The sequence below is a fragment of the Enterobacter sp. D2 genome, assembly GCF_034427575.1.
Taxonomy (GTDB): domain Bacteria; phylum Pseudomonadota; class Gammaproteobacteria; order Enterobacterales; family Enterobacteriaceae; genus Enterobacter; species Enterobacter cloacae_M.
Genome location: NZ_JAXQPP010000001.1, coordinates 1,715,531 through 1,727,819, shown reverse-complemented (window position 1 = coordinate 1,727,819; position 12,289 = coordinate 1,715,531). Strand labels below are relative to the sequence as shown.

The 12,289-nt window shown below is 61.0% G+C and carries 6 protein-coding genes; 4 read left to right on the top strand and 2 right to left on the bottom strand.

The annotated features are described in order from the left end of the window. Nucleotides 1-5 precede the first annotated feature (5 nt). The 3 genes from nirB to SPG90_RS08325 are packed head-to-tail and all read left to right on the top strand — an operon-like array spanning nt 6 to nt 7,968. Nucleotides 6-3,992, top strand: a complete 3,987-nt coding sequence (gene nirB, locus SPG90_RS08335) for a nitrite reductase large subunit NirB (protein WP_322408076.1) — start codon at nt 6-8, stop codon at nt 3,990-3,992. Then, on the top strand, nt 3,989-6,514 hold the full coding sequence (locus tag SPG90_RS08330) for a nitrate reductase (protein ID WP_322408075.1): 2,526 nt from the start codon (nt 3,989-3,991) through the stop codon (nt 6,512-6,514). Before nirB ends, SPG90_RS08330 begins: the two co-directional genes overlap by 4 nt. A 47-nt stretch (nt 6,515-6,561) precedes the next feature. Next, nucleotides 6,562-7,968, top strand: a complete 1,407-nt coding sequence (locus SPG90_RS08325) for a YchO/YchP family invasin (protein WP_248183340.1) — start codon at nt 6,562-6,564, stop codon at nt 7,966-7,968. A gap of 3 nt (nt 7,969-7,971) precedes the next feature. Here SPG90_RS08325 and narL read toward each other — a convergent pair whose 3' ends face one another. Continuing rightward, complete coding sequence (narL, locus tag SPG90_RS08320) at nt 7,972-8,622, bottom strand: two-component system response regulator NarL (RefSeq protein WP_008499531.1); 651 nt, start codon at nt 8,620-8,622, stop codon at nt 7,972-7,974. Next, the gene (gene narX, locus SPG90_RS08315; RefSeq protein WP_023312112.1) at nt 8,615-10,411 is read right to left on the bottom strand and encodes a nitrate/nitrite two-component system sensor histidine kinase NarX; all 1,797 of its coding nucleotides are present in this window, start codon (nt 10,409-10,411) and stop codon (nt 8,615-8,617) included. The genes narL and narX overlap by 8 nt, the downstream gene beginning before the upstream one ends. A gap of 309 nt (nt 10,412-10,720) precedes the next feature. On the opposite strand from narX, the gene SPG90_RS08310 reads away from it, so the two are divergent. Next, nucleotides 10,721-12,118: a NarK family nitrate/nitrite MFS transporter gene (locus tag SPG90_RS08310; RefSeq protein ID WP_126303998.1), complete on the top strand. Its 1,398-nt coding sequence runs from the start codon at nt 10,721-10,723 to the stop codon at nt 12,116-12,118. Nucleotides 12,119-12,289 lie beyond the last annotated feature (171 nt).

The following is a 12,289-nucleotide window of genomic DNA, read 5'->3' as shown; positions in this document are numbered from 1 at the left end:
CTTTGATGCGACTGGTCATTATCGGAAATGGCATGGCGGCCACGCGGCTGATTGCCTCGCTCACCGGGCGTGCTGCCGATCGTTTCGCAATTACCGTCATCGGTGACGAGCCGGAGCATGCCTATAACCGCATCCAGCTTTCGCCGGTGCTGGGCGGTGAAAAAACGGCGGTGGGCATCAGTCTTCAGAATGACGACTGGTACCAGGAACGGGGCGTGACGGTGCTGCGGGGCGAAAAGGCGATCGCCGTAAACGTGGACACGCGGGAAGTGCAAACCGCCGCCCGCACGCTGGACTGGGATGCGCTGGTGTTTGCCACCGGATCAACGCCCTTTATTCCGCCAATCCCCGGCTGCGATGCGCCGCATGTGTTCACGTTCCGTACCCTGGCAGATACCCGGGCCATTCAGGCGATCGTCGGTCCTGCGGTGGTGCTGGGCGGCGGCGTGCTCGGGGTTGAGGCGGCGGCTGCGCTGGCGCGTTCAGGTGACGAGGTCACGCTTGTTCATCGCGGTCCGTGGCTGATGGAGCAGCAGCTGGATGAGCAGGCGGGCGTGCTGCTGGAAGAGGCGCTGGCGGCGCGGGGCGTGCGCTGTGAGCTCGCCTCTGGCATCGCGGCGATTGACGGGAATAGCGTGACGCTGCTGAACGGACGCAGAATCGCCGCCGCGCGCGTGGTGCTAGCGACCGGCGTGCAGCCCAGCGTCACGCTGGCGCAGGCCAGCGGCATTCGCTGCGCGCGCGGCATCGTGGTGGATCACCAGATGCAAACCTCCGAGCCGGACGTCTACGCCATTGGCGAGTGCTGCGAAATTGACGGTCAGACGTTTGGCCTGGTCGCCCCCTGTCTGGCGCAGGCGGATATCCTTGCCGCCCGGCTGGCCGGAGACGTCACCGCGCCGTTTACCCTGACCGACAGCGGGATGCGCCTCAAGGTGACCGGCGTGGAGCTGTTCAGTCTCGGTCGCGCGGCAGTGCAGGAGGGCGACGTGGTCTGGAGCGCATGGGATCCGCTGACCCGTCACTATCGCCGTTTACTGATCAATCAAGGGGCGCTGGCTGGCGTACTGCTGATGGGCGACTGCCGCAGCGCGGCAACATTTACCGATTTACTGGCAACGGCTGCGCCCGCCCACGCGGACTGGCTGTTCGATCGTTTCACTATGCAACCGCAGGTTGCAGGACAGAATGCTATGACAAAACCTACTCTGGTGGTGGTTGGGCACGGTATGGTCGGCCATCATTTTCTCGAAGACTGCGTTAACCGCAATCTGCATCAGCAGTATCAGATCGTTGTCTTTGGCGAGGAGCGCTATGCCGCCTACGACCGCGTGCATCTGTCGGAATATTTTGGCGGCCGCAGCGCGGCGTCGCTTTCGCTGGTGGAGGGGGATTTCTTTGTCGACAACGGCATTGAGCTGCGCCTGTCGCAGCAGGTCGTCGCTATCGATCGCGACGCGCGCGTGGTGCGCACCGCCAGCGGGCACGAAACCCACTGGGACAAGCTGGTGCTGGCGACCGGCTCATACCCGTTCGTGCCGCCCGTGCCGGGCAACGATTTGCCGGGCTGTTTTGTCTACCGCACCCTTGACGACCTGGACAACATTGCTGCACATGCGGCGGGCTCGCGCCGCGGCGTGGTGATTGGCGGCGGCCTGCTCGGGCTGGAGGCGGCGAATGCCCTGAAGCAGCTCGGGCTGGAAACCCACGTGGTTGAGTTTGCGCCCAACCTGATGGCGGTCCAGCTCGACAACGACGGCGCGGCGATGCTGCGCAAGAAAATTGAGGCGCTGGGCGTCGGCGTTCACACCAGTAAAGCGACAACGGAGATCGCCACGGCGGACGGCGGGCTGGTGCTGCGCTTTGCCGATGGCGAACAGCTGGAAACGGACATGGTGGTCTTTTCTGCCGGCATTCGTCCGCAGGACGCGCTGGCGCGCAGCAGCGGGCTGGCTATCGGCGAACGCGGCGGGATCTGCATTGACGACGGCTGTCGCACCTCCGATCCGGACGTGCTGGCCATTGGTGAATGCGCCCTGTGGGAGGGGAAAATCTTCGGGCTGGTTGCGCCCGGCTATCAGATGGCGCGGGTGGCCGCCGCCGCGCTGGCGGGAGAGGATAAAACCTTCACCGGCGCGGATATGAGCACCAAACTCAAGCTACTCGGCGTGGACGTGGCCTCGTTCGGCGACGCTCACGGGCGCACGCCGGGGGCGCTGAGCTATCAGTGGACGCACGGTCCGCAGCAAATTTACAAGAAAATCGTTGTCAGCCACGACGGCAAAACGCTGCTCGGCGGCGTGCTGGTGGGCGATGCCAGCGAATACGCCACGCTGGTGCAGATGATGCTTAACGGGATAGCCCTGCCAAAAGAGCCGGAAACGCTGATATTACCCGCGTCGTCAGGCAGCGCGCCGAAAGCGCTCGGCGTGGCGGCGCTGCCGGAAAGCGCGCAGATCTGTTCGTGTCATAACGTCAGCAAAGGCGATATCTGCCGGGCGGTGAGCTCGGGCGCGACGGATATCGGCGCCGTTAAGCAGTGCACCAAAGCGGCGACCGGCTGCGGGGGATGTAGCGCGCTGGTGAAGCAGGTGATGGAGTTCCAGCTGGCGGAGCAGGGCGTGGAGGTGAAAAAGGACATCTGCGAGCACTTCCCGTACTCACGCCAGGAGATTTACCACCTCGTGCGCGTCAACCATATCCGCACCTTTGACCAGCTTATCAGCCGCTACGGACAGGGGCACGGATGCGAAATTTGTAAGCCGCTGGTGGGGTCAGTGCTTGCCTCGTGCTGGAACGAGTATCTGCTGAAACCGGCACACCTGCCGCTGCAGGACACCAACGACCGCTACTTCGCCAATATCCAGAAGGACGGTACCTACTCCATCGTGCCGCGCATGCCCGCAGGGGAAGTGACCGCCAACGGGCTGATCGCCATCGGCCAGATTGCGAAACGCTACAGCCTGTACAGCAAAATTACCGGCGGACAGCGAATCGACCTTTTCGGCGCCACTCTGGAACAGCTGCCTGAGATCTGGCAGGCGCTGGTCGAGGCCGGGTTCGAAACCGGGCACGCTTACGGGAAATCCCTGCGCACGGTGAAATCCTGCGTCGGTTCAACCTGGTGCCGCTACGGGGTGCAGGACTCCACCGGCCTCGCGGTCAGGCTTGAGCACCGCTACAAGGGGCTGCGCGCGCCGCACAAAATCAAAATGGCGGTCTCCGGCTGCACCCGCGAGTGCGCGGAGGCGCAGAGCAAAGACGTGGGGGTGATTGCCACCGATAAAGGCTGGAACCTCTATCTGTGCGGCAACGGCGGGATGAAGCCGCGCCACGCGGATCTCTTCGCCAGCGATCTGGACGACGAAACGCTGATCCGCACCGTCGACCGTTTCCTGATGTTTTACATCCGCACGGCGGATCGACTGCAGCGCACCAGCACCTGGATGGACAACCTTGAGGGCGGCCTCGACTATCTGCGCGAGGTGATCCTCAACGACAGCCTCGGCATCGCCCACGAGCTGGAGCAGGAGATGGCCCGGGTGGTGGAAACCTACCAGTGCGAATGGCAAACCACGCTCAGCGATCCCAACCGCCTGGCGCTGTTCCGCACGACGGTGAACGAGACCGCGCCGGATGAAAGCAAGCGCTGGCAGGAAATCTGCGGCATCGACGATATCCCCGAGCAGGCGGGCATCGGCGCGCGGCTTGGACGTAAGCCGATTGCGCTCTTCCGCTTTGGCAAAACCGTTTACGCCCTCGACGATCGGGAACCGGGCGGTAATGCGAACGTGCTTTCACGCGGCATTCTTGGCGATGCGTCGGGCGAGCCGGTGGTGATTTCACCGCTGTATAAGCAGCGCATTCGCCTGCGCGACGGCTGTCAGGTAGAGAACGGCGAACCCGCGGTGCGCGCCTGGCCGGTGAAAATTGAAAACGGCAAGGTGTGGGTTGGCAGCGACGCCCTGGTAATGCGTGCGGAGGCCTCATGACGGAAACCCGGACAACGTGCCCCTACTGCGGGGTCGGCTGCGGCGTAGTTGCCAGCGTGGAAGGTGAAGCGATCAGCGTTCGGGGAGATGAAACCCATCCAGCGAACCTGGGTCGCCTGTGCGTGAAAGGATCGGCCCTGGGGGAAACGACGGGGTTACAGGGGCGATTGCTGCGCCCCGCTGTTGACGGACTTGAGGTGGACTGGGCGCAGGCGCTGAACGCGGCGGGGGAGCGTCTGCGGGAGATTATCGACACATGGGGACCGCAGGCGGTGGCGTTTTACGCCTCCGGACAATTGCTTACCGAGGACTACTACGCCGCCAACAAGCTGATGAAAGGGTTTATCGGTGCGGCAAACATCGATACCAACTCCCGGCTCTGCATGTCCTCGGCGGTGGTGGGCTACAAGCGCGCCTTTGGCGAAGACGTGGTGCCGTGCAGCTATGAGGATGTGGAAAACAGCGATCTGGTGGTGCTGGCTGGCTCGAACGCGGCCTGGACGCATCCGGTGCTCTATCAGCGGCTGGTGCAGGCAAAGTACAGCAATCCGCAGATGAAGGTGGTGGTAATCGATCCCCGCAGAACCGCCACCTGTGATATTGCTGACCTGCATCTGGCGCTCGCCCCCGGCAGCGACGCCGGGCTGTTTGTCGGTCTGCTTAATGTGATTCAGGGAACGGATGAGTGGCCTGTTGAGCGCGTGGCGGCGTTTTGCGGCCTCTCGCCGCAGGATATTGGCACCTTTTACGACTGGTTTATCACCGCGCCTCGCGCAATTACGCTCTACACCATGGGTATCAACCAGTCCACCAGCGGCAGCGACAAGTGTAACGCTATCATTAACGTTCATCTTGCCAGCGGGAAGTTCAACCGTCCGGGCTGCGGCCCGTTTTCGCTGACCGGACAGCCAAACGCGATGGGGGGAAGGGAAGTGGGCGGACTGGCGAACCAGCTGGCGGCACACATGAACTATGAGCCGGACGATCTTTCGCGGGTGGCGCGTTTCTGGGGAACGGAACGGCTGGCGCAGACGCCGGGGCTGATGGCGGTGGAGCTGTTTGACGCCATTGCCCGCGGTGAGGTGAAGGCGGTGTGGATTATGGGCACCAACCCCGCCGTGTCGCTGCCGGACAGCCACGCGGTGTGTCAGGCGCTGGCGGGCTGCCCGCTGGTGATGGTCTCTGAGGTGATGAACGATACAGATACCAGCCGGTTCGCCCATATCCGTTTTCCGGCGCTGGGCTGGGGAGAGAAGGACGGGACGGTGACCAATTCCGAGCGTCGCATTTCGCGCCAGCGCGCGTTTCTGCCTGCGCCGGGCGAAGCGAAGCCGGACTGGTGGATCGTCGCGCAGGTAGCGAAACGGCTGGGCTACGGCGAGGCCTTTGCCTGGCAACATCCGCACGAGATTTTTTGCGAACATGCGGCGCTGACGGCTTTTGAAAATGACGGCGCGCGGGCATTGAATCTTCATGACCTGGCTGCGCTAACCCGTGAGGAGTGGGATCAGTTTGAGCCTTATCAGTGGCCGACGGGGGATTTCCCGCGCCGAAACATCGTTCCCGTTAACCCTCTGTTGCACGGCGCGACGGTCAGCGCGTTATACCCGCTGATTCTCAACTCGGGGCGCATCCGCGATCAGTGGCATACCATGACCCGAACGGGATACGTGGCCAGACTCATGCAGCATATCGCCGAACCGTTTGTTGAGGTTTGCCCCGCAGACGCGGTTCGGTTTTCCCTGTGCGACGGCCAGCTGGCGCGCATCAGCTCGCCGCGCGGCGTGATGGTCGTCAGAGTACGAATCAATGACGGGATACGGGAAGGCGAGGCGTTTGCCCCTATGCACTGGAACGCTGAGTTTTCCCGCCAGGGAAAGGTGAATGCGCTGGTGGAAGGGCGCTGCGATCCGGTTTCTGGCCAGCCGGAGAGTAAACAAACCGCGGTCAGAATTCTGCCGTGGCAGCCCGCCTGGCAGGGGGAGCTCTATGCCCGGGAATGGCCGGAAATGCCCTCTTCGGCTTACTGGTGGCGTAAAGCCTCACGCCTGACGGTGGCGGGCGATCAACCGCTGCTGTCGTGGGTAATGGATTACGCCGGCGTCCGGGGCTGGCAGCTGCAGGTTGCGCAAACCGGCGAACGCAGCAGCGTGCTGGCCTGGCATGAAGGCCAGCTGATGCTGGGCTTCTGGGAGGGCACCGCGTTACCGGCGCTGGCGCATACGGTGATTGAAGCCGCTTTTCAATCCCCACCCGTGCTGGCCTCAGAACGTCACGCCTTGCTGAACGGACAGAGCGTCGGGAAGGAAGCGGATCCGGGACGCATCATCTGCAGCTGTTTCAGCGTCGGGGAGGATACGATACGGGAGGCGATCGTCGGAGGGTGTGATTCCATCAACGCGCTGGGGGCGAAGCTGCGCTGTGGTACGAACTGTGGTTCCTGCGTGCCGGAGCTGAAAGGGCTGTTTCAGGATAATCCTGAAATGTCCGCCAGGACTGCATTTCAGGGCTTATCGCGTTAACATAATAAGAGTTTATTCATAAACACAGGTTCTTATTGACGACGTTGATGGCTGTATCGTCCCGCATTCGTTTGCTGTTTTTACTCCCCCTTCTTACGGTCGGAGCCGTTCACGGTGCGCCGAATTCCTTTATGCATCAGGCGCAAAATCCCTTTGATAATAACGGGGATAGTTTGCCCGACCTCGGCATGGCGGCGCCAACGGGCGAGGGGGAAAAACACCTGGCCGAAATGGCGAAAGCCTTCGGTGAGGCCAGCATGACCGACAACGGCCTGACAACGGGCGAGCAGGCGCGTCAGTTTGCGTTTGGCCAGGTGCGCGACGCGGTGAGCGGCGAAGTGAATCAGCAGATTGAGTCCTGGCTTTCGCCCTGGGGGAACGCCAGCGTGAACCTACTGGTGGATAACGATGGCAAATTTAACGGCAGCAGCGGGAGCTGGTTTATCCCCTGGAACGATAACAACCGTTACCTGAGCTGGAGCCAGCTTGGCCTGACCCAGCAGACGGATGGCCTGGTCAGTAACGCAGGAATCGGTCAGCGCTGGATCGCCGGGAAATGGCTGCTGGGTTACAACACCTTTTACGATAACCTCCTGGATGAAAACCTGCAGCGTGCCGGGCTGGGCGCGGAAGCGTGGGGGGAAAATCTGCGCCTGTCAGCCAACTATTATCAGCCCTTTGCCGGCTGGCGCGACCGCTCCGACGTCCAGGAGAAGCGTATGGCGCGCGGATATGACGTCACTGCTAAAGCCTGGCTGCCGTGGTTCCATCATCTGAATACCAGCGTGAGCTTCGAGCAATACTTTGGCGATAACGTCGATCTCTTCAACAGCGGAACGGGCTATCACAATCCGGTGGCGGTGAATCTGGGGCTTAACTATACCCCCGTTCCGCTGGTCACCCTGACCGCCGCGCACAAGCAGGGCGAAAGTGGCGAGAGCCAGAATAACCTCGGGCTGAAGCTCAACTATCGCTTTGGCGTGCCGCTGGTGAAGCAGCTTTCCGCCGGTGAAGTCGCCGCCACGCGCTCCCTGCGCGGAAGCCGCTACGACTCGCCGGAGCGCACTAGCCTGCCGGTGATGGAGTTCCGCCAGCGTAAAACGCTGTCCGTCTGGCTGGCAACGCCGCCGTGGGATCTGAAAGGGGGCGAGACCGTTATGCTGAAGCTTCAGGTTCGCAGCGCGAACGGCATTCGTCAGATCCACTGGCAGGGGGATACGCAGGCGCTGAGCCTGACGTCGCCGGCCAAAAGCAACAGCAGCGACGGGTGGAGTGTGATTATGCCTGCCTGGAATGACGGTGAAGGGGCGACAAACCGCTGGCACCTGTCGGCGGTAGTGGAAGATGAGAAAGGCCAGCGTGTCTCGTCCAATGAGATCGTGCTGACCGTCGTGCAGCCGCTGGTCGCATTGCCCGACAACGACCCGCGCTGGAAGCTTCTGCCGGAGGAGTAATCCTTAAAAAATGCGTTCCTGATGCACCCACACCGCGGCTTCAACGCGGGATTTTAGCTTCATTTTCTTCAGCATATGCTTCACGTGCACTTTGACCGTGCTTTCGGTGATGTCCAGGCGGCGGGCGATCATCTTGTTAGGCAGCCCCTGGGCAATGAGTTTGAGAATATCGCGCTCGCGCGGCGTTAGCTGGCTGACGTCGCGGTCAGAGGTGGCGCGGTTGGCGCGCAGGCTGGCGGCCAGCACCGGCGTTAAGGCTTCGCTGAGAACCATCTCGCCCGCCGCGGCCTGCTGCAGCGCCTTAAGCAAGTCTTCCGGCTCCATGTCCTTCAGCAGATAACCATCCGCCCCGCGCTTCAGCGCCGTGACCACATCCTCTTCATGGTTCGACACGCTAAAGACGACGATGCGCCCGGAAAGCGATTTTTCCCGCAGCTTGTCGAGGGTTTCCAGACCGTTCATACCGGGCATATTTAGATCGAGCAGGATCAGATCGGGATCGAGGGATTCGGCAAGCTCAATGCCCTGTTCACCGTTGCTGGCTTCGCCCACCACGGTGATATCGGGCGCCATGCTGACCAGCTGTTTCACGCCAGTACGCAGCATCGGATGGTCGTCGATCAGCAGGATGGATGCCGGTTCCTGATTAGTCATGGGTTTCTCCTTGAGCAGTTGTAAGCGGTTTCTCGGGAATAAAGGTGACGACAACTTCCGTGCCGCCCGTCTCTCTCCGGCGAACCTGGCAATCACCGCGCAGGCTTTGGGCGCGGTCTCGCATAATAATTAAACCATAGTGGTTAGTGCGTTCGGCATTTTCCGGCACACCGCGGCCGTTGTCGTGAACCGTCAGTTTGACCTGATTGTCGTGCTGGCTGACGGTGACCGTGACCGCTGTTGCTTCAGCGTGTTTAAGCACGTTGCTCAGCGCTTCGCGGGCGATCTGCAGCAGATGAATCGCCTGATGGGAAGGGACAAGCCGCGGCGGCAGCTGGTAATCCAGCTTCACCGGGAAGCCCAGCCGGGCGCTAAATTCCTGGCAGCTGGATTCCAGCGCCGGGCGCAGCCCCGGCTCGGTCAGCTGCAGACGGAAGGTAGTCAGCAGCTCGCGCAGCTGTATCCAGGAGGTGTTCAGCTCGTTGCGGATCTGGCTCAGCAGCTGCTTGTTGCTTTCCGGCATCTCCGCATCCTGCATCTGCAGGCAGCTCACCTGCATTTTCATACAGGAGAGCGACTGGGCAATCGAGTCGTGAAGCTCGCGGGCGATGGTTGCGCGCTCCTCCATGACGATAAGCTGCTGCTGCTTTTCCTGATGCCTGTCGAGCGCCAGCGTGGCCGTTAGCTGTTCGACCAGCGTATCGACCAGCTGCTGCTGGTCGTGGCTCAGGTGACGCCCGGCTGGCAGCGTTGCCAGCAGAATACCGTACTGAGTGTGGCTGTCGGTCAGGCGCCACTTCAGGGTGGTGCCGCCGGACGTCAGCGGCGGCAGGCCACGAGGGCAAAGATGGCAGCCTTTGTCATCGCACGACATATCCGACTGGCAGGTAAATTCCTGATGGTTATCTTCGTCTTCCACGTCGTAGACGCGCAGCTCAAGGTCGTGCAGCAGGGTCAGATTTTGCAGGCCGTTCAGCACCGGAGAGAGGCGCTCGCATAGCGGCACCTGCATGTGCAGACGGCGGTTGGCTTGCCACAGGAAGGAGAGGATCTCGTTTTTCTGCTCCAGTCCCGCCGTTTTTTCCTGAACGCGCTGTTCCAGCACCGCGTAGCTCTCGGAGAGCTCTGCCGACATGGTGTTGAGCGCCTGGCCGAGCATGGCCATCTCGTTGCGCCCGCTGATGTGCGTGCGCTGGGTAAAATCGCGTGCGGTCACCGCGCGGGCCATTGCAAGCAGCTGTTTCCACGGGTTCAGCAGCCGCGCGCGCAGCCAGACGATGGTGAAGATCAGCAGTAGCCCCATAAACAGCGCCATTGCGCGGTGCACCATCACCACCCGGTCGATGCGTAATTCGGTTGTCTGGTCAAAAGCGGAGACCAGCGCATCAATACGTGAGACGAACCCCGCGACGTCTTGCGCAACGGTTTCGGTGCTGCGCGCCTGTTTCAGCCCGGGCTGCAGTTGGGTGTGCCAGTAGCCCTGAAGGGCGTTAAGCTGGGATTGCTGACCGGCGCGGATGGCGGCGTTTTCCAGCTCGGGGCTGAAGACCGTGCGCTCCATTTCATCAATCAGGGGCCGATCGTCCTGCGTCAGGGGGACCGACGCCAGCAGGCGATAACTCTGCATGCGTAGCGAGCCTGCCTCGTTGATGGCATGCGCATTACCCTGTACGCCCTGTACCAGCCAGCCGGAGATCGCCATGCCGGTCACGCCGATGGCGGTGGACAGCAAAACAATCAGAGCGAGCTGATTCACGAGCGTCAGCGGAGATAAACATCTTTTTAACATAGAGGTGGCGTGCTCCTGACGTGGCCTGCTTGCAGGAATGGCGCTATTCTGGTGCATACCCTGGAGTATACCCATACCAATAAAGGATTACCCCTAAATTGCCAACGGAGTAGGGGGAAGGAGGTGGAGGTAGCCAGGAACCTTCAGTGCCGTGAAAAACCACGTCTTTTTTACCGAATTTGCCTACTCACTAAGGATAAGACCTTTTTTTGCGCCGCAAATCCTCCCACTTTTCCTTTGATTTATATCAACTTACCGCCGCCCTAAAACCCTAATGTTTGCAGCATCATTCGAGAATCAGAGGTGTCTATGAGTCACTCATCCGCTCCCGAAAGGGAAAATGGTGCCGTTATTACTGACTGGCGTCCAGAGGATCCGGCGTTCTGGCAACAGCGCGGCCATCGTGTAGCCAGCCGGAATCTGTGGATTTCCGTGCCGTGCTTGTTATTAGCGTTTTGCGTATGGATGTTGTTTAGCGCGGTGGCGGTAAACTTGCCGAAAGTCGGCTTCACATTTACGACCGATCAGCTGTTCATGCTGACCGCGCTGCCGTCGCTGTCCGGCGCGCTGCTGCGTGTACCTTACGCGTTTATGGTGCCGGTGTTTGGCGGTCGTCGCTGGACGGCGTTCAGTACGGGCATCATGATCGTCCCCTGCGTGTGGCTCGGCTTCGCGGTGCAGGATACCTCTACGCCGTTCAGCGTGTTCGTGATTATCTCCCTGCTGTGCGGTTTTGCGGGCGCGAACTTCGCCTCCAGCATGGCGAACATCAGCTTCTTCTTCCCGAAAGCGAAGCAGGGCGGCGCGCTGGGTATTAACGGCGGTCTGGGGAATATGGGCGTTAGCGTGATGCAGCTCATTGCCCCGCTGGCGATCTCGGTCTCCATTTTTGCGGCCTTTGGCGGCGGTGGCGTTGAGCAGGCGAATGGTTCTTATCTGTACCTGCAAAACGCAGCGTGGATTTGGGTGCCGTTCCTGGTGATCTTCACCCTCGCAGCCTGGTTCTTTATGAATGACCTGTCCGCGTCGAAAGCGTCACTGAGCGAGCAGCTTCCGGTGCTGAAGCGTGGACACCTTTGGGTGATGGCGCTGCTGTATCTGGCCACCTTCGGTTCGTTTATCGGCTTCTCGGCGGGCTTCGCGATGCTGTCGAAAACGCAGTTCCCGGACGTGCAGATCCTGCAGTTCGCCTTCTTCGGTCCATTTATTGGCGCCCTGGCGCGTTCGCTGGGCGGCATGGTCTCTGACCGTCTCGGCGGTACCCGCGTGACGCTGGTCAACTTCGTCGTGATGGCGGTCTTCTGCGCGTTGCTGTTCCTGACGCTGCCCGTCGACGGGCAGGGCGGTAACTTCATCGCCTTCTTCGGCGTGTTTATGGTGCTGTTCCTGACGGCCGGGCTGGGGAGTGCATCCACCTTCCAGATGATCTCCGTGATCTTCCGTAAGCTGACCATGGATCGCGTGAAGGCGCAGGGCGGGAGCGAAGAGCAGGCGATGCGCGAGGCGGCAACGGATACGGCCGCGGCGCTGGGCTTTATCTCTGCCATCGGCGCGATTGGCGGCTTCTTTATCCCGAAAGCGTTCGGTATCTCTTTGGACCTGACCGGCTCTCCGGCCGGCGCCATGAAAGTTTTCCTCGTCTTCTATATCGCCTGCGTTGTGATTACGTGGCTGGTATATGGCCGAAATACCAAGAAAAATAAGTAAGTGTGATTATCCGTTTACGCGGCCTTCGGGCCGCGTTTTTTTTGCCAGCATAATAGTTACAACATACTTACGGCTTTTACGGCAGACGCCTGCGGCGGCACTGTGATCGCCATCGCTTTGCAGGTGGGTCTACCCCTTAATACCTGAGATGTTAAATGTTGACTGGCTTTT

Excerpts from the sequence above, each read along its gene's own strand:
- nirB (WP_322408076.1), top strand. The coding sequence starts at position 6 with ATGCGACTGGTCATTATCGGAAATGGCATGGCGGCCACGCGGCTGATT.
- SPG90_RS08330 (WP_322408075.1), top strand. The coding sequence starts at position 3,989 with ATGACGGAAACCCGGACAACGTGCCCCTACTGCGGGGTCGGCTGCGGC.
- SPG90_RS08325 (WP_248183340.1), top strand. The coding sequence starts at position 6,562 with ATGGCTGTATCGTCCCGCATTCGTTTGCTGTTTTTACTCCCCCTTCTT.
- narL (WP_008499531.1), bottom strand. The coding sequence starts at position 8,622 with ATGACTAATCAGGAACCGGCATCCATCCTGCTGATCGACGACCATCCG.
- narX (WP_023312112.1), bottom strand. The coding sequence starts at position 10,411 with ATGTTAAAAAGATGTTTATCTCCGCTGACGCTCGTGAATCAGCTCGCT.
- SPG90_RS08310 (WP_126303998.1), top strand. The coding sequence starts at position 10,721 with ATGAGTCACTCATCCGCTCCCGAAAGGGAAAATGGTGCCGTTATTACT.